Origin of the sequence: Dyella sp. A6 (assembly GCF_036320485.1) — a bacterium.
Taxonomy (GTDB): domain Bacteria; phylum Pseudomonadota; class Gammaproteobacteria; order Xanthomonadales; family Rhodanobacteraceae; genus Rhodanobacter_A; species Rhodanobacter_A aluminiiresistens.
Map to the genome: position 1 here is coordinate 1,015,410 of NZ_CP132911.1, position 18,701 is coordinate 1,034,110.

Annotated in this window: 15 protein-coding genes; all 15 read left to right on the top strand. The window is 63.5% G+C overall.

Annotated elements, in window-relative coordinates; translation table 11 throughout:
• The 15 genes from nusG (at position 1) to rplW (ending at position 18,700) form a co-directional block, all read left to right on the top strand.
• Positions 1–561: a transcription termination/antitermination protein NusG gene (gene nusG / locus RA164_RS04315; protein WP_329742739.1), complete on the top strand. Its 561-nt coding sequence runs from the start codon at positions 1–3 to the stop codon at positions 559–561.
• A 184-nt stretch (positions 562–745) separates the two neighbouring features.
• A complete protein-coding gene (gene rplK, locus RA164_RS04320) occupies positions 746–1,174 on the top strand; it encodes a 50S ribosomal protein L11 (RefSeq protein WP_329742740.1) in 429 nt (142 codons plus the stop codon).
• A 3-nt stretch (positions 1,175–1,177) separates the two neighbouring features.
• Positions 1,178–1,888, top strand: a complete 711-nt coding sequence (gene rplA, locus RA164_RS04325; RefSeq protein WP_329742741.1) for a 50S ribosomal protein L1 — start codon at positions 1,178–1,180, stop codon at positions 1,886–1,888.
• A gap of 346 nt (positions 1,889–2,234) precedes the next feature.
• Entirely contained in the window at positions 2,235–2,762 is a 528-nt protein-coding gene (rplJ, locus tag RA164_RS04330; RefSeq protein ID WP_329742742.1) for a 50S ribosomal protein L10, read from the top strand.
• 46 nt (positions 2,763–2,808) lie between these two features.
• Positions 2,809–3,180 carry a 50S ribosomal protein L7/L12 gene (gene rplL / locus RA164_RS04335; RefSeq protein ID WP_329742743.1) on the top strand — a complete coding sequence of 124 codons (372 nt, stop codon included), beginning with the start codon at positions 2,809–2,811 and terminating at the stop codon, positions 3,178–3,180.
• 224 nt (positions 3,181–3,404) lie between these two features.
• On the top strand, positions 3,405–7,565 hold the full coding sequence (rpoB, locus tag RA164_RS04340) for a DNA-directed RNA polymerase subunit beta (RefSeq protein WP_329742744.1): 4,161 nt from the start codon (positions 3,405–3,407) through the stop codon (positions 7,563–7,565).
• A gap of 115 nt (positions 7,566–7,680) precedes the next feature.
• Positions 7,681–11,895 (top strand): DNA-directed RNA polymerase subunit beta', encoded by a 4,215-nt coding sequence (gene rpoC / locus RA164_RS04345; RefSeq protein WP_329742745.1) that lies wholly within the window; start codon positions 7,681–7,683, stop codon positions 11,893–11,895.
• 182 nt (positions 11,896–12,077) lie between these two features.
• On the top strand, positions 12,078–12,452 hold the full coding sequence (gene rpsL / locus RA164_RS04350) for a 30S ribosomal protein S12 (RefSeq protein WP_329742746.1): 375 nt from the start codon (positions 12,078–12,080) through the stop codon (positions 12,450–12,452).
• Between the two features lie 18 nt (positions 12,453–12,470).
• Complete coding sequence (gene rpsG, locus RA164_RS04355; protein ID WP_329742747.1) at positions 12,471–12,938, top strand: 30S ribosomal protein S7; 468 nt, start codon at positions 12,471–12,473, stop codon at positions 12,936–12,938.
• Between the two features lie 130 nt (positions 12,939–13,068).
• The gene (gene fusA / locus RA164_RS04360; RefSeq protein ID WP_329742748.1) at positions 13,069–15,195 is read left to right on the top strand and encodes an elongation factor G; all 2,127 of its coding nucleotides are present in this window, start codon (positions 13,069–13,071) and stop codon (positions 15,193–15,195) included.
• Between the two features lie 97 nt (positions 15,196–15,292).
• Positions 15,293–16,483 (top strand): elongation factor Tu, encoded by a 1,191-nt coding sequence (gene tuf, locus RA164_RS04365; protein WP_329742737.1) that lies wholly within the window; start codon positions 15,293–15,295, stop codon positions 16,481–16,483.
• A 339-nt stretch (positions 16,484–16,822) separates the two neighbouring features.
• Complete coding sequence (gene rpsJ, locus RA164_RS04370) at positions 16,823–17,134, top strand: 30S ribosomal protein S10 (RefSeq protein ID WP_014402136.1); 312 nt, start codon at positions 16,823–16,825, stop codon at positions 17,132–17,134.
• 20 nt (positions 17,135–17,154) lie between these two features.
• Entirely contained in the window at positions 17,155–17,796 is a 642-nt protein-coding gene (gene rplC, locus RA164_RS04375) for a 50S ribosomal protein L3 (protein ID WP_329742749.1), read from the top strand.
• 11 nt (positions 17,797–17,807) lie between these two features.
• Positions 17,808–18,410, top strand: coding sequence for a 50S ribosomal protein L4 (gene rplD / locus RA164_RS04380; protein ID WP_329742750.1), 603 nt, complete (start codon positions 17,808–17,810; stop codon positions 18,408–18,410).
• Positions 18,407–18,700 carry a 50S ribosomal protein L23 gene (gene rplW / locus RA164_RS04385; protein ID WP_329742751.1) on the top strand — a complete coding sequence of 98 codons (294 nt, stop codon included), beginning with the start codon at positions 18,407–18,409 and terminating at the stop codon, positions 18,698–18,700. Before rplD ends, rplW begins: the two co-directional genes overlap by 4 nt.
• The last annotated feature ends 1 nt before the right edge of the window (position 18,701 follow it).

The following is an 18,701-nucleotide window of genomic DNA, read 5'->3' on the forward strand; positions in this document are numbered from 1 at the left end:
ATGAGCAAACGTTGGTATGTGGTGCATGCCTATTCGGGCTTCGAGAACCAGGTCAAGCGTGCGCTTGACGAGCGCATCAAGCGCGCCGGCATGGAAGAGAAGTTCGGCGAAGTACTGGTGCCGACCGAGGAAGTGATCGAGATGCGCGGCGGCCAGAAGCGTCGCAGTGAGCGCAAGTTCTTCCCGGGTTACGTGCTGGTCCAGATCGAGACCGATACCAGCGGCAAGTCGCCGCGCATCGACGACGAATGCTGGCATCTGGTGAAGGAAACCCCGAAGGTCATGGGTTTCATCGGTGGTACGGCGGATCGTCCGCTGCCGATTCGCGACAGCGAGGCCGACACCATTCTGAGTCGCGTCCGCGAAGGTGTCGAAAAGCCCAAGCCCAAGGTGCTGTTCGAGCCGGGCGAAATGGTGCGCGTCACCGATGGTCCGTTTAACGATTTCAATGGCGTGGTCGAGGAAGTCAACTACGAGAAGAGCCGTCTTCGCGTGGCTGTGCTGATTTTCGGTCGTTCGACGCCGGTCGAGCTGGAATTCGGCCAGGTCGAGAAGGCCTGAGCGCGGCCCCGGCATGGGGCTTGCTTAAAAACTGATCACCCCGTAAACTGCGCGGTTCACGCCGGGATCTCATGGTCCGGCGTGTCCGTGTTTCAGGAATTCGCAGGATCGCGGGTTCCCCTCTCACGCATGGACGGTTGCCGCGAGGAGCCGTAAGGCGTCTGGACTCGCGAGGATAATCCCGATGGCAAAGAAAGTCGTAGGTTACATCAAGCTGCAGGTCAAGGCCGGTCAGGCCAACCCGTCGCCGCCCGTGGGCCCGGCCCTGGGTCAGCGCGGCCTGAACATCATGGAATTCTGCAAGGCGTTCAATGCCGCCACGCAGAAGCTGGAGCCGGGTCTGCCGATTCCGACCGTGATCACGGCGTACTCTGATCGCAGCTTCACCTTCATCACCAAGACCCCGCCTGCTTCGATCCTGATCAAGAAGGCCACCGGTGTCGCGAAGGGCTCGTCGAAGCCGAATACCGACAAGGTCGGCAAGATCACGCGCAAGCAGCTCGAAGACATCGCAAAGCAGAAGGAGCCGGATCTGACGGCTGCCGATCTGGACGCCGCGGTGCGCACCATTGCCGGTAGCGCCCGCAGCATGGGCCTCGTGGTGGAGGGTTAAGACATGGCAAAGCTCACGAAGCGCATGAAGGCGGCCCAGTCCGCAGTGCAGCCCGGCAAGTTCTACGCCCTCGATGAGGCGCTGAAGCTGGTCAAGGACAACGCCAAGGCGAAGTTCGCCGAATCCGTCGATGTGGCCGTGCGCCTCGGTATCGACGCCAAGAAGTCGGACCAGGGCGTGCGTGGTTCCTCGCTGCTGCCGCACGGCACCGGCAAGACCGTCAAGGTCGCCGTGTTCTGCCCGGCGGGCGAAAAGGCCGAGGCCGCCAAGGCTGCGGGTGCCGACGCGGTCGGCATGGACGACCTGGCCGAGCGCATGCAGGCAGGTGATCTCGACTTCGGTCGCGTGATCGCCACCCCGGACGCCATGCGCGTGGTCGGCAAGCTCGGCCAGCTGCTGGGTCCGCGCGGCCTGATGCCGAACCCGAAGGACGGCTCGGTCACCGCCGACGTCGCCACCGCCGTCAAGAACGCCAAGGCGGGCCAGGTGAAGTTCCGCAACGACAAGGCCGGCATCATCCACGCCACCATCGGCAAGGCCAGCTTCGATGCGGCTCAGCTCGCGGACAATCTGAACGCACTGATCGCCGACCTGCTGAAGGCCAAGCCGGCTGCGGCCAAGGGCCAGTACCTGCAGAAGGTCGCCCTGTCCAGCACGATGGGCGTCGGTGTGCCGGTTGATACCTCGTCGCTGAGCACCAGCGCAGCGAAGTAAGCAGAACCAAGTCCTGCATGCCCCAAAGGCATGCAGGCCGTTTTTGAGGGTAGCTCCGGCTCACGCCGGGGCCATCGTCAAAGACCGCAGGCGCGACCAGCGCGCGACGACGACGGGCAGGGAGCTCGCCAGTGGCAGGGAATCGCCGTCGCCGTAAAGCCGGTCGCTTAATCGACTCCCCGTGGGTCGGCCTGCGTAGATGGTGTCGTCCCTTCTGGAATCCGTTCGATTCGTTTCTGGAAAGGCCACCACCCGGGACACCCCGGTGTCCCCGGCGTCAGGGAAGGCGCTGCCCAGGACCGCAAGCGGCAGGAGCCGCAAGCGGATGTCATAGTGGAGGAGTGATATGGCTCTGAATCTCTCTCAGAAGCAAGAAGTAGTCGCCGAACTGGCCGAAGTGGCCGCGAAGGCGCACTCCTTGGTTGCCGTCGAGTACGCGGGCACCACGGTCGAACAGATGACCGCGATGCGCAAGAAGGCCCGCGAGAGCGGCGTGTTCCTGAAAGTTGTCAAGAACACGCTGGCTGCGCGCGCCATGGCCGGTACCGAGTTCGAGGTCGTCAAGGACGCCCTGACCGGTCCGCTGCTGTATGCGTTCTCGACCGAGGAGCCCGGCGCTGCCGGTCGCCTGATCAAGGAATTCGCCAAGACCAACGACAAGCTGAAGGCCAAGGTCGTTTCCGTGGAAGGCAAGCTGCTGCCGGCTGCCCACGTGGACGTGCTGGCCTCGCTGCCGACCCGCGAAGAAGCGCTGGCCATGCTGGCCCGCGTGCTCGCCGAGCCCGCTGCGATGTTCGCCCGCGCCGTCAAGGCCGTGGCCGACAAGCAGGGCGGTGGCGAAGCGGTCGCGGAAGAAGCTGCGGCTGAAGCCTGAGTTCGTCGTCTATCCCATTCGATTCAATTTCCAGAGGTAAAACACAATGTCCCTGACCAACGAACAGATCGTTGACGCCGTCGCCGCCAAGTCGCTGATGGAAGTGATGGAGCTGGTGAAGGCCATCGAAGAGAAGTTCGGCGTGTCCGCCGCCGCCCCGGTGATGATGGCCGCTGGCCCCGCCGCTGCCGGCCCGGCTGCCGAAGAGAAGACCGAGTTCGACGTTGTTCTGGTGAGCGCCGGCGAGAAGAAGGTCGACGTGATCAAGGCTGTCCGCGCGATCACCGGCCTGGGCCTGAAGGAAGCCAAGGACCTGACCGAGCAGGGTGGCGTCCTGAAGGAAGCCGCTTCGAAGGAAGACGCCGAGAAGTTCAAGAAGGACCTGGAAGCTGCCGGCGCCAAGGTCGAACTGAAGTAATTGGCGCCCTTGCGCGCCATCAGTTTGATCCAGCGTCAAGCAAGCCTGGGGGCGCAAGCCCCCGGGCTTTGCCTGTTTTGTGAAGAAATGGGGTATGGAGAATAGGGAATTTCCCTCGTCGCGCGATCAGGCGCCAGAGCGATTCCGCATTCTCGATACCCGATTTCCCAATTTAGCCGGTGCGTGCACCACCGGCGTCACTGCGAACCGAGGCGGTACCCACCATGACCTACTCGTTTACCGAGAAGAAGCGCATCCGCAAGGACTTCGGCAAGCGCCCGCCCGTACTGGGCGTGCCCAACTTGCTGACGATCCAGACCGACTCCTACCGGGAGTTCCTGCAAGAGCACGTCGCGCCGAAACAGCGGGCGGACAGGGGGCTGCATGCGGCGCTGAAGTCGGTTTTCCCGATCAGCAGCTACTCCGGCAATGCCGCCCTGGAGTATGTGGACTATCGCCTGGGCGAGCCGCCGTTCGACGAGCGTGAATGCCGCAACCGCGGCATGACCTACGGTGCGCCGCTGCGCGTGACCGTGCGCCTGGTCATCTACGACAAGGACAGCCCGGCCTCCAGGAAGGCCGTGAAGTACGTCAAGGAGCAGGAGGTCTACATGGGCGAGATCCCGCTCATGACCGACACCGGCACCTTCATCATCAACGGCACCGAGCGCGTCATCGTCTCGCAGCTGCATCGTTCGCCGGGCGTGTTCTTCGACCACGACCGCGGCAAGACGCACAGCTCGGGCAAGCTGCTGTTCTCCGCCCGCGTGATCCCCTACCGCGGTTCGTGGCTGGACTTCGAGTTCGATCCGAAGGACGCGCTGTTCACCCGTATCGACCGTCGCCGCAAGCTGCCGGTGACCGTGCTGCTGCGCGCGCTGGGCTACAGCAACGAGGAGATGCTGGGCATCTTCTTCGAGCACAACGTGTTCCACCTCGGCAAGAAGGGCGGCACCACGCTCGACCTGGTGGCCGAGCGCCTGCGTGGCGAAACGCTGACCTTCGACCTGATGGTCGGCGACAAGGTGCTGGTGGAAGCCGGCAAGCGCATCACCGCGCGTCACGTGCGCCAGCTGGCTGCCGAGGACATCACCGCGCTGGAAGTGCCGGACGACTACCCGGTCGGCCGCATCCTGGCGATCGACGTGGTGGACCCGAAGACCGGCGAACTGCTGGCCTCGGCCAATGACGAGATCACCGCCGAGCAGCTCGAGAACTTCCGCAAGGCCGGTATCGAGACCCTGCCGACGCTGTACGTGAACGACCTGGATCGCGGCGCGTACATCTCGCACACCCTGCGCATCGACAGCACCCACACGCCGCTCGAGGCGCTCGTGGAGATCTACCGGATGATGCGTCCGGGCGAGCCGCCGACCAAGGAAGCGGCGCAGAACCTGTTCTTCAACCTGTTCTTCACCTTCGACCGCTACGACCTGTCGGCCGTGGGCCGGATGAAGTTCAACCGTCGCGTGGGCCGCAAGGACATCCTGGGTCCGGGCGTGCTGTACGACCACAAGTACTTCGGCGACCGCAAGGAAGAAGCTTGCGTGGAGCTGGTCAAGGAGCAGGGCGAGACGTCCGACATCCTCGACGTGCTGAAGGTGCTGATCGAGATCAAGAACGGCCACGGCACCGTGGACGACATCGATCACCTGGGCAACCGTCGCGTGCGTTCGGTCGGCGAGATGGCCGAGAACACCTTCCGCATCGGTCTTGTGCGCGTCGAGCGTGCCGTGCGCGAGCGTCTGTCGCTGGCCGAGGCCGACGGCCTGACCCCGCAGGACCTGATCAATGCCAAGCCGGTGGCGGCTGCGGTGAAGGAGTTCTTCGGCTCCTCGCAGCTCAGCCAGTTCATGGACCAGAACAACCCGCTGTCGGAAGTGACCCACAAGCGCCGCGTCTCGGCGCTGGGGCCGGGCGGCCTGACCCGCGAGCGCGCCGGCTTCGAAGTGCGCGACGTGCATCCGACCCATTACGGCCGCGTCTGCACCATCGAAACCCCGGAAGGCCCGAACATCGGCCTGATCAACTCGCTAGCCGTGTATGCCCGCACGAATGCCTACGGCTTCCTCGAGACGCCGTACCGCAAGGTGCTGAACGGCAAGGTCACCGACAAGGTGGACTACCTGTCGGCGATCGAGGAAGGCGACCACGTGATCGCCCAGGCGAACTCGCCCCTGAACAAGGACGGCAGCTTCACCGAGGAATTCGTGTCCTGCCGTTTCCGTGGCGAATCCGAGCTGCGTCCGGCTGCCGAAGTCGACTACATGGACGTCTCGCCGATGCAGACCGTGTCGGTGGCGGCGGCGCTGGTGCCGTTCCTGGAGCACGATGACGCCAACCGCGCACTGATGGGCGCGAACATGCAGCGCCAGGCGGTGCCGACGCTGCGTTCGCAGACCCCGCTGGTGGGTACCGGCATCGAGCGTGCGGTGGCGCGTGACTCGGGCGTCACCGTCAGCGCCAAGCGCGGCGGCGTGATCGACCAGGTCGACGCGGGCCGCATCGTGGTGCGCGTGAACGAGGAAGAAGTCGGCGAGAACGATGCCGGCGTCGATATCTACACGCTGACCAAGTACACCCGTTCCAACCAGAACACCAACCTCAACCAGCGCCCGCTGGTGAACGTCGGTGACATGGTGGCCAAGGGCGATACGCTGGCCGACGGTTCGTCGACCGATCTGGGCGAGCTTGCGCTCGGCCAGAACATGCTGATCGCGTTCATGCCGTGGAACGGCTACAACTTCGAAGACTCGATCCTGCTCTCCGAGCGCGTCGTGCAGGAAGACCGCTACACCTCGATCCACATCGAGGAGCTGGCCTGCGTCGCGCGCGACACGAAGCTGGGTGCCGAGGAAATCACCGCCGACATCCCCAACGTGGGCGAACAGGCGCTGGCGCGTCTGGACGAGTCGGGCATCGTGTACATCGGTGCCGAAGTGAAGGCGGGCGATATCCTGGTCGGCAAGGTCACGCCGAAGGGCGAGAGCCAGCTGACGCCGGAAGAGAAGCTGCTGCGCGCGATCTTCGGCGAGAAGGCGTCCGACGTGAAGGACAGCTCGCTGCGCGTGCCGCCGGGCATGGACGGCACCGTCATCGACGTGCAGGTGTTCACCCGCGACGGCATCGAGAAGGACAAGCGTGCGCGCCAGATCGAGGAAACCGAGATCAAGCGCATCCGCAAGGACTTCGACGACCAGTTCCGTATCCTGGAAGGCGCGATCTACAACCGCATGCGCGGCCAGCTGGTCGGCAAGTCGGCGATGAGCGGTCCGGGCGGCCTGAAGCGCGGCGCCGAAATCACCGATGCCTACCTGGACGGCCTGAAGAAGGACGACTGGTTCAAGATCAACGTCAAGGACGAGGACGTCACCGAGTTCCTCGAGCGCGCGGCCGACCAGGTCAAGCGTCATCGCGAGGAGTTCGACAAGCGCTTCAAGGAGAAGCAGGCGAAGATCACCCAGGGCGACGATCTGGCACCGGGCGTGCTGAAGATGGTCAAGGTGTTCCTGGCCGTCAAGCGTCGCATCCAGCCGGGCGACAAGATGGCCGGCCGCCACGGCAACAAGGGTGTGGTGTCCAACGTGGTTCCGGTCGAGGACATGCCGCACATGGCGGACGGTACCTCGGTCGACATCTGCCTGAACCCGCTGGGCGTGCCGTCGCGTATGAACATCGGCCAGATTCTGGAAGTGCATCTGGGCTGGGCCGCCAAGGGCCTGGGCCGAAAGATCCAGAAGATGCTGGAAGCACAGGAGAAGGTGGCCAAGGTTCGCAGCTTCCTCGACGAGATCTACAACCACCATGTCTCGGGCGCGGTGCAGCACGTGGATCTGAAGTCGCTTAGCGACGAGGAGATCATGAACCTGGCGACCAACCTGCAGGCGGGCGTGCCGATGGCCACCCCGGTGTTCGACGGTGCCGAGGAAACCGAGATCAAGGCGATGCTGAAGCTGGCGGATCTGCCCGAGTCGGGCCAGACCGCGCTGTTCGACGGCCGTACCGGCGAGGCGTTCGATCGCCCGGTCACCGTGGGCTACATGCATTACCTGAAGCTCAACCACCTGGTCGACGACAAGATGCACGCGCGCTCCACCGGTCCGTACTCGCTTGTTACCCAGCAGCCGCTGGGCGGCAAGGCCCAGTTCGGTGGTCAGCGCTTCGGCGAAATGGAAGTCTGGGCGCTGGAAGCCTACGGCGCGGCCTACACCCTGCAGGAAATGCTGACGGTGAAGTCCGATGACGTGCAGGGCCGCAACCAGATGTACAAGAACATCGTCGACGGCAACCACGAGATGGCGGCCGGCATGCCGGAGTCCTTCAACGTGCTGGTGAAGGAAATCCGCTCGCTGGGCATCGACATCGACCTGGAAGAAATCAAGTGATGGTCGGGGCGGGGACGGGAGCCATCTCCCGTTCCCTGTTTCCCGTTACCCAGACAGGGATTCGCTCGCTCGTGCGGACCCCGGCCATAGAATCAGCTCCTATCGGAGACTTGAAATGAAAGACTTGCTCAATCTGTTCAACCAGCAGCGCACCACGCCCGAGTTCGACTCGATCAAGATCGCCCTGGCATCGCCGGAGCTGATCCGCTCGTGGTCGTACGGCGAGGTGAAGAAGCCGGAAACGATCAACTACCGTACCTTCAAGCCCGAGCGTGACGGCCTGTTCTGCGCCGCCATCTTCGGTCCGGTGAAGGACTACGAGTGCCTGTGCGGCAAGTACAAGCGCATGAAGCACCGCGGCGTGGTCTGCGAAAAGTGCGGCACCGAAGTGACCCTGGCCAAGGTGCGCCGTGAGCGCATGGGCCATATCGAACTGGCTAGCCCGACCGCCCACATCTGGTTCCTCAAGTCGCTGCCCTCGCGCATCGGCCTGATGCTGGACATGACCCTGCGCGACATCGAGCGCATCCTGTACTTCGAGGCCTTCGTGGTGATTGACCCGGGTCTGACCGCGCTCGAGCGCGGCCAGATGCTGACCGAGGACCAGTACCTCGAGGCTGTCGAAGAGCACGGCGACGAGTTCGATGCCCGCATGGGTGCGGAAGCCGTGTTCGAGCTGCTGAAGTCGCTGGACCTGCCGGCCGAAGTGATCCGCCTGAAGGAAGAGATCGCTTCCACCGGTTCGGAAACCAAGCTCAAGCGCCTGACCAAGCGGGTCAAGCTGATCGAGGCCTTCCTCGAGTCCGGCAACCGTCCGGAATGGATGGTCATGACCGTGCTGCCGGTGCTGCCGCCGGACCTGCGTCCACTGGTGCCGCTGGATGGCGGTCGCTTCGCCACGTCCGACCTGAACGACCTGTACCGCCGCGTCATCAACCGCAACAACCGCCTGAAGCGCCTGCTTGAACTCAGCGCGCCCGACATCATCGTGCGCAACGAAAAGCGCATGCTGCAGGAATCGGTGGATGCGCTGCTGGACAACGGTCGCCGTGGTCGTGCCATCACCGGTACCAACAAGCGTGCGCTGAAGTCGCTGGCCGACATGATCAAGGGCAAGCAGGGGCGTTTCCGCCAGAACCTGCTCGGCAAGCGCGTGGACTACTCCGGTCGTTCGGTGATCGTGGTGGGGCCGACCCTGCGTCTGCACCAGTGCGGCCTGCCCAAGAAGATGGCGCTCGAGCTGTTCAAGCCGTTCATCTTCGCCAAGCTGCAGGCCCGTGGCGACGCGACCACCATCAAGGCCGCCAAGAAGCTGGTCGAGCGCGAAGAGCCGCAGGTGTGGGACATCCTCGAAGAGGTGATCCGCGAACATCCGGTGCTGCTCAACCGCGCCCCGACGCTGCACCGCCTCGGCATCCAGGCGTTCGAGCCGAAGCTGATCGAAGGCAAGGCCATCCAGCTGCATCCGCTGGTCTGTACCGCTTTCAACGCCGACTTCGACGGTGACCAGATGGCCGTGCACGTGCCGCTGTCGATCGAAGCGCAGCTCGAAGCGCGCGCCCTGATGATGTCGTCGAACAACATCCTGTCGCCCGCCAACGGCGAGCCGATCATCGTGCCGACCCAGGACGTGGTGCTGGGCCTGTACTACATGACCCGCGAGCTGGTGAATGCGAAGGGCACCGGCATGGTGTTCTCCGGCATCGGCGAAGTGCGTCGCGCCTACGACAACCGTGCGGTCCAGCTGCACGCCAAGGTCAAGGTGCGCGTGAAGCAGGTGCATATTGCCGACGACGGCACGCGGCATAGCGAGACCCTGCTGCTGGATACCACGGTGGGTCGTGCGCTGCTGCTCGAGATCATGCCCGAAGGCCTGCCGTTCGAGCTGGCCAACACGGAGCTGTCGAAGAAAGCCATCTCGCGCCTGATCAACGCCAGCTACCGTCGCCTCGGTCTGAAGGAGACCGTGGTGTTCGCCGACCAGCTGATGTACACCGGCTACCGTTTCGCGACGCGCGCGGGTATCTCGATCGGCATCGATGACATGATCATCCCGGACGAGAAGAAGGGCATCCTGGAAGAGGCCGAGAAGGAAGTCGTCGAGATCCAGCAGCAGTACCAGTCGGGTCTGGTCACGGCTGGTGAGCGCTACAACAAGGTGGTCGACATCTGGTCGCGCACCAACGAGCTGGTCGCCAAGGCGATGATCGACGGCATCGGTACCGAGAAGGTCACCGACGCCGAGGGCAAGACGGTCAACCAGAAGTCGATGAACTCGCTGTACATCATGGCTGACTCCGGCGCCCGTGGTTCGGTGGCGCAGATTCGCCAGCTGGCCGGCATGCGCGGCCTGATGGCCCGCCCGGACGGCTCGATCATCGAGACGCCGATCAAGGCCAACTTCCGCGAAGGCCTGAACGTGCTGCAGTACTTCAACTCCACCCACGGTGCCCGAAAGGGCCTGGCGGATACGGCGCTGAAGACGGCTAACTCGGGTTACCTGACCCGCCGTCTGGTGGACGTGGCGCAGGACGTGGTGGTCACCATGGAAGACTGCGGTACCGAGAATGGCCTGACCATGCAGCCGATCGTCGAAGGCGGTGACGTCGTCGAGCCGTTGCGCGACCGCGTACTGGGTCGGGTGGTGGTCGAGGATGTCTATGCGCCGGGCGACGACGATCAGCCTATCGTCACCCGTGACACCCTGCTCGACGAGGCGCTGGTCGAGAAGCTCGACCAGGCCGGCGTGCAGCTGATCAAGGTGCGTTCGCCGATCACCTGCGAAGCCACCCATGGCGTGTGCGGCCTGTGCTATGGCCGCGATCTGGCCCGTGGCCACCTGGTCAACATCGGCGAGGCGGTCGGCGTGATCGCCGCGCAGTCGATCGGCGAGCCCGGCACCCAGCTGACCATGCGTACGTTCCACATCGGTGGTGCGGCTTCGCGTGCGGCGGCAGTGGACAACGTCACGGTCAAGACCACCGGCACGCTGAAGTTCAACAACCTCAAGACGGTGCAGCACGCGCAGGGTCACCTGGTGGCCGTGTCGCGTTCGGGCGAAGTGTCGGTGATCGACGCAAACGGCCGCGAGCGTGAGCGCTACAAGGTGCCGTACGGCGCCACTCTGGCGCTGAAGGACGGCGATCCGGTCAAGGCGGGTCAGACCGTCGCGAACTGGGACCCGCACACCCATCCGATCGTTTCGGAAGTGGCCGGTACCGTGCGCTTCATCGACTTCATCGATGGTGTGACGGTGCAGAACCAGACCGACGAACTGACCGGCCTGGAGTCGGCGGTGGTCACCGATCCGAAGCGTCGCGGTACGGCGGCCAAGGATCTGCGTCCGATCGTGCGTCTGGAAGATGCGAAGGGTCGCGAGCTGAAGCTGCCGGGTACCGACGTGCCGGCGCAGTACTTCCTGCCGGCCGGCGCCATCGTGTCGATCCAGAACGGTGCAGAAGTGGGCGTGGGCGACGTGGTTGCCCGTATCCCGCAGGAAACCTCCAAGACGCGTGACATCACCGGTGGTCTGCCCCGCGTGGCCGACCTGTTCGAGGCACGCAAGCCGAAGGAACCGGCGATCCTGGCCGAGCGTTCGGGTGTGGTCAGCTTCGGCAAGGACACCAAGGGCAAGCAGCGCCTGATCATCAAGGACGTCGACGGCAACGAGCACGAGGAGCTGATTCCGAAGTGGCGTCAGGTCATCGTGTTCGAAGGCGAGCATGTGGAGAAGGGCGAAACCGTGGTCGACGGCGAGCCGAATCCGCATGACATCCTGCGCCTGCTGGGCGTGGAGCCGCTGGCAGCCTATCTGGTCAAGGAGATCCAGGACGTCTACCGTCTGCAGGGCGTGAAGATCAACGACAAGCACATCGAGGCGATCATTCGCCAGATGCTGCGCAAGGTGGAGATCACCGAGCCCGGTGAGAGCCATTATCTGCGCGGCGAGCAGGTCGAGCGCGTGCGCATCAACGAAGAAAACGACCGTGCCGTCAACAAGGGCGAGCGTCCGGCGGGCTACGAGTCGGTGTTGCTGGGCATCACCAAGGCGTCGCTGGCGACCGAGTCGTTCATCTCGGCCGCATCGTTCCAGGAAACCACCCGCGTGCTGACAGAGGCGGCGGTCCGTGGTACGCGCGACACCTTGCGTGGCTTGAAGGAAAATGTTATTGTCGGCCGGCTTATCCCAGCGGGTACGGGTCTGGCTTACCACACGCAGCGGCAACGCCAGGGTGGCCTGACCGCCCTGGAGCTCGAAACGCTTTCGGGTTCCGTCCCCCAGGCTTCCTCCGTGGAAGCGCCCGCAGGTACGGATGCAGGTGTCGAGTAAGCCCGTCCAGGGTGTTGCTTGCTGAACCAACGAAATGAGGCGCAACGGATGCGCCTCGTGTTCGAGTCAAGGATGTCAAGGGCTTAGGCTTGCCTGTGGCAGGCCGCCCATGTTAAATTCCCGCTTCTTGGCAGGCCGGATCGTATCGGTCTGCCTTTATGTTTCCTCAGGAACAGCTTCGCATGACGACAGTCAACCAGCTTGTGCGCAAGAACCGCAGCCCGAAGAGCTACAAGAGCGCTTCGCCTGCCCTGCAGAGTAGCCCGCAGCGTCGCGGCGTCTGCACGCGCGTTTACACGACCACCCCGAAGAAGCCGAACTCGGCCCTGCGCAAGGTGGCCAAGGTCCGTCTGACCAATGGCTACGAGGTCATCAGCTATATCGGTGGCGAAGGTCACAATCTGCAGGAGCACTCGGTGGTGCTGATCCGTGGCGGTCGTGTCAAGGATCTCCCGGGTGTGCGTTATCACACCGTGCGCGGCAGTCTCGATTGCGCCGGCGTCGCCAAGCGTCGCCAGGCCCGCTCGAAGTACGGCGCTAAGCGCCCGAAGGCCTAAGAGTCGAGGACTGAAGACATGTCGCGTAAAGGTTCACATCCCGCCCGTCTGATCCTGCCGGATCCCAAGCACGGCAGCCAGCTGATTGCCCGCTTCATCAACATGGTGATGAAGAGCGGCAAGAAGTCCGTGGCCGAGAGCATCGTCTACGGTGCGCTCGATCATCTGGGCGAAAAGAATGCAGAGCCGGTGGCTCTGGTCGAGAAGGCGCTCAATAACATTGCCCCGGCGGTCGAGGTGAAGTCCCGCCGCGTCGGTGGTGCCACCTATCAGGTGCCGGTTGAAGTGCGTCCGGGTCGTCGTATGGCGCTGGCCATGCGTTGGGCGATCGAGGCTGCGCGCAAGCGTGGCGAGACCTCGATGCCGCGCAAGCTTGCGGCCGAGCTTCTCGAAGCCTCCGAAAGCCGCGGTGGCGCGATCAAGAAGCGCGAAGAGACCCATCGCATGGCGGAAGCCAACAAGGCGTTCTCGCATTACCGCTGGTAATCCGGGCGTTTCCCGCGTCGTTCGCGGCGCGGGAATGAGCTCGCCGGTTTGGCGAACTTCCAAAAACAGGCGCGGTTAAGAAGACCGCCTTGAGGCAGGGCAGGGTAGCCCGAAAGCAGGTATACATCCCATGGCACGCACCACACCGATCGAGCGCTACCGCAACTTCGGCATCATGGCCCACATCGATGCCGGCAAGACCACCACGACGGAGCGCATCCTTTTCTACACCGGCGTCAGTCACAAGATTGGCGAGGTGCATGATGGTGCGGCCACGATGGACTGGATGGAGCAGGAGCAGGAGCGCGGCATCACCATCACCTCGGCGGCCACCACTTGCTTCTGGCAGGGTATGGACCGCTCGCTGCCGCAGCACCGCTTCAACATCATCGACACTCCCGGGCACGTCGACTTCACCATCGAGGTGGAGCGCTCCCTGCGCGTGCTCGATGGTGCGGTATTCGTGTTGTGTGCGGTCGGTGGCGTGCAGCCGCAGTCCGAGACCGTGTGGCGCCAGGCCAACAAGTATTCGGTGCCCCGCCTCGCGTTCGTCAACAAGATGGACCGCACCGGCGCCAATTTCGAGAAGGTGGTCGGTCAGCTGAAGTCCCGCCTCGGTGCCCATCCGGTGCCGATGCAGGTGCCGATCGGTGCCGAGGACAACTTCGAAGGCGTGGTCGACCTGGTCAAGATGAAGGCTATCTACTGGGATATGGAGTCCCAGGGCATGAACTTCGAGTACCGCGACATTCCCGCGGACCTGAAGGACGTGGTCGAGACGGCGCGCAACTTCATGGTCGAGTCGGCGGCCGAGACCTCCGAAGAGCTGATGAATAAGTACCTCGAAGAGGGTGACCTCGGCGAGGACGACATCATTTCTGGTCTGCGCGCGGGCACGCTGTCCACGTCGCTGATCCCGGTGTTCTGCGGTACTGCGTTCAAGAACAAGGGCGTGCAGGCCATGCTCGACGCGGTCATCCAGCTGCTGCCGTCGCCGGCCGACCGCCCGCCGGTCAAGGGTGTCGACGAAAGCGAGCATGAGGCCAGCCGCCCGGCCGACGACAAGGCGCCGTTCTCCGCGCTTGCGTTCAAGATCATGACCGATCCGTTCGTCGGTTCGCTGACCTTCTTCCGGGTCTACTCCGGCGTATTGAACTCGGGCGATTCGGTCTACAACCCGGTCAAGTCGAAGAAAGAACGTGTGGGCCGCATCCTGCAGATGCACTCCAACGAGCGCCTGGAAATCAAGGAAGTGCGTGCGGGCGACATCGCTGCGGCGGTCGGCCTGAAGGACGTGACCACTGGCGACACGTTGTGCGCTCAGGACCAGGTCATCGTGCTCGAGCGCATGACCTTCCCGGAGCCGGTGATCTCGATGGCGGTCGAGCCGAAGACCAAGTCGGACCAGGAGAAGATGGGTATCGCGCTGGGGCGCCTGGCGCAGGAAGATCCCACCTTCCGCGTGCGCACCGACGAGGAGTCTGGCCAGACCATCATCTCCGGCATGGGCGAGCTGCACCTGGACATCATGGTCGACCGCATGCGTCGCGAGTTCAACGTCGAGGCGAATGTCGGCAAGCCGCAGGTGGCTTACCGCGAGACAATCCAGGGCGAATACAAGGCCGACTTCAAGCACGCCAAGCAGTCGGGCGGCAAGGGCCAGTACGGTCACGTGGTGATCGAGTTCTCGCCGATGTCGGACGCCGATGCCAAGCATGCCGATGTCAAGGACGATTTCCTGTTCGTCAACGAAATTACCGGCGGCGTGGTTCCGAAGGAATACATTCCGTCGGTCGAAAAGGGCCTGCGCGAATCCATCACCAGCGGTCACCTGGCCGGCTTCCCGGTGGTGGGTATCAAGGCGCGCCTCGTGTTCGGCTCCTACCACGACGTCGATTCGTCGGAAATGGCCTTCAAGATCGCCGCCCATGGCGCGTTCAGGGAGCTGTTCCAGGACGGTTCGAAGCAGTCGCGTCCGATCCTTCTCGAGCCGATCATGAAGGTGGAGATCGTGACGCCGGAGGATTACCTCGGCGACGTGATGGGCGACGTCAGTCGTCGTCGCGGCGTGCTGCAGGGTTCTGACGACACCCCGTCGGGCAAGACCATCAACGCGATGATCCCGCTCGGCGAGATGTTCGGCTACGCCACTTCGCTGCGTTCGCAGACGCAGGGGCGTGCCACGTTCACGATGGAGTTCGATCATTACGAGCCGGCGCCGAACAACATCGCCGAGCAGGTGATGAAGAAGGCCTGAGTTGTTGCGGTCACGGCGTGACCGTTTGATCATCATGCAGCCACCCATGGCTGCTCATCCAAAAGTTCCAATAAGGTTCATCTAGAGGTTTCCAGCCATGGCAAAGGGTAAATTCGAACGCACCAAGCCGCACGTCAACGTGGGCACGATCGGACACGTGGACCACGGCAAGACGACGCTGACGGCGGCACTGACGAAGATCGGTGCGGAACGGTTTGGCGGCGAATTCAAGGCCTACGACGCGATCGACGCGGCGCCGGAAGAAAAGGCACGCGGCATCACGATTTCCACCGCACACGTGGAATACGAATCGCCGACGCGCCACTACGCGCACGTGGACTGCCCGGGTCACGCGGACTACGTGAAGAACATGATCACGGGTGCGGCGCAGATGGACGGCGCGATCCTGGTGTGCTCGGCCGCTGACGGCCCGATGCCGCAGACGCGCGAACACATCCTGCTGTCGCGCCAGGTGGGCGTGCCGTACATCGTCGTGTTCCTGAACAAGGCCGACATGGTGGACGACGCCGAGCTGCTCGAGCTGGTCGAGATGGAAGTGCGCGAGCTGCTGTCGAAGTACGACTTCCCGGGCGACGACACGCCGATCATCAAGGGTTCGGCGCTGAAGGCGCTGGAAGGTGATCAGAGCGAAATCGGCGTGCCGGCGATCATCGCGCTGGTGGATGCGCTGGATTCGTACATTCCGGAACCGCAGCGCGACATCGACAAGCCGTTTCTGATGCCGGTCGAAGACGTGTTCTCGATCTCGGGTCGTGGCACGGTGGTGACCGGTCGCGTGGAGCGCGGCATCATCAAGGTGGGCGAGGAAATCGAGATTGTCGGTATCCGCCCGACCACCAAGACGACGGTGACCGGCGTTGAAATGTTCCGCAAGCTGCTGGACCAGGGCCAGGCGGGCGACAACGTGGGCCTGCTGCTGCGCGGCACGAAGCGTGACGAAGTGGAGCGTGGCCAGGTGCTGGCCAAGCCGGGTTCGATCACGCCGCACACGGACTTCGAGGCCGAGGTGTACGTGCTGTCGAAGGACGAGGGTGGTCGTCACACGCCGTTCTTCAAGGGCTACCGTCCGCAGTTCTACTTCCGCACGACGGACGTGACGGGCGCGGTGCAGCTGCCGGAAGGCGTCGAGATGGTGATGCCTGGCGACAACGTGAAGATGGTGGTGAGCCTGATCCACCCGATCGCGATGGACGAGGGCCTGCGCTTCGCGATCCGCGAAGGCGGTCGTACCGTCGGCGCCGGCGTCGTCGCCAAGATCGTCAAGTAATTGCTTTGCGGGGTTCCGGCGGGATGCCGGGCTTGACCCTTGCCATCTGGAAAGGTGGCGCTAGCAGGGCTTTTGGCTAGAGAAACTCGCCCCACCTAGGTGGGGCGAGAGTTGGGTCGAAGGGTCGGTGCCATTAGTGCCGAGCCCTTTGGCGGTGGCGAAAGCCACCGGTTTTTCTGTGCGCCCATAAAAAAAGTGGGACATGTGCTGAAAAACCGTGTATAGTTGTGAATTCACCGTGGCATAAAAGCGCGGTGTCGTGTTGTACCAGGGTTGTGCGAGGCGGTGAGAAGCCCCTCGATTCACAGTATTTGTTCTTTCGATAACAGGACACGGTTTATGGCGAACCAGAAGATTCGCATCCGGCTCAAGGCGTTCGATCATCGTCTGATCGACCGTTCGGCCAGCGAGATCGTCGAGACGGCCAAGCGCACGGGCGCTACGGTGCTCGGCCCGATTCCGCTCCCGACCAAGATCGAGCGCTACACCATTCTGGTGTCGCCTCACGTCGACAAGGACGCGCGCGACCAGTACGAGACCCGTACGCACAAGCGTGTGCTCGACATCGTCGACCCCAACGACAAAACCGTGGACGCGCTCATGAAGCTTGACCTCGCCGCAGGCGTGGATGTCCAGATCAAGCTTGGCTGAGCGATAGACAGGATACGAAGATGAGTATCGGACTGGTTGGCCGCAAGTGCGGCATGAGCCGACTCTTCACTGAAGACGGACGCTCGATTCCGGTGACGCTGATTGAAGCCACCCCGAATCGCGTCACTCAGTTGAAGACGGAAGATAACGATGGCTACAGCGCGGTGCAGGTCGCGGCGGGCGTGAAGCGCGCCAGCCTGCTGACGGCGCCGCTGAAGGGCCACTACGCCAAGGCCAAGGTTGAGCCGGGTCGCGGTCTCTGGGAGTTCCGCGTGTCTGCCGACGACCTCGGCAAGTACACGGTGGGTGCCGAGATCAAGGCTGACGAGCTGTTCGCCGTTGGTCAGATCGTGGACGTTGCCGGTGTGTCCAAGGGCAAGGGCTTCCAGGGCACCATCAAGCGCCACAACTTCAAGATGGGCGACGCGACGCACGGTAACTCGCTGTCGCACCGTGCTCCGGGTTCGATCGGTCAGCGTCAGACGCCGGGCCGCGTGTTCCCCGGCAAGAAGATGGCCGGTCACATGGGTGCGGTGAACCGCACGCAGCAGGGTCTGGAAGTGGTCAAGGTCGACGCCGAGCGTCATCTGATCGCGGTGAAGGGTGCCGTCCCCGGTGCGACCGGTGGCGACGTCGTGATCCGTCCGACCACCAAGGGTTGAGGAGAGACGCCATGGAACTGAATGTCATTGGCGCCAAGCCGCTCAGCGTGTCGGACGAAGTGTTCGGCGGTGAGTTCAAGCAGGCCCTGATCCACCAGGTGGTGGTTGCGTACCAGGCCGGCGGTCGCGCCGGTACCAAGGCGCAGCTGACGCGTGGTGAGCTGTCGGGTACCACCAAGAAGTTCAAGAAGCAGAAGGGCGGCGGTGCGCGTCACGGCGACTACCGCGCCCCGATCTTCGTCGGCGGCGGTGTGGCTTTCGCGGCCAAGCCCCGCAGCTATGAGCAGAAGGTCAACCGCAAGTCGTATCGCGTGGCGATCCGCTCGATCCTGTCCGAGCTGAACCGCCAGGGCCGCCTGAAGGTGGTCGAGGGTTTCGGCATCGAGCAGCCGAAGACCAAGGCGATGATCGCCAAGATGAAGGATCTGGACGTTTCCGGCCGCGTGCTGCTGGTGTCCGAGGATGCCAACGAGGCGCTGTTCCTGGCCGCGCGCAACATCCCGTACCTGCATGTGGTCGACGTGATGGCGCTGAACCCGGTCAGCCTGGTCGGGTCCGACCACGTGGTGGTGACCGTCGAGGCGGTTAAGAAGATCGAGGAGTGGCTGGCATGAGCAACGAACGCATTCTGAATACGCTGCGTGCCCCGTACATCTCCGAGAAGGCTGCGCGCCTGGCCGAGAGCAACCAGTACGTGTTCGTGGTTGCCCCCGAGGCGACCAAGGCCGATGTCCGCGCGGCGGTGGAGAAGATGTTCGACGTCAAGGTCGAGCAGGTGAACCTCGTCAACACCAAGGGCAAGGTCAAGTCCTTCCGTTTCCGCGCTGGCAACCGCCAGGGCAAGCGCAAGGCGTATGTGCGCCTCGCCGACGGTCAGACCATTGACGTGTCTGCCAAGGCCTGAG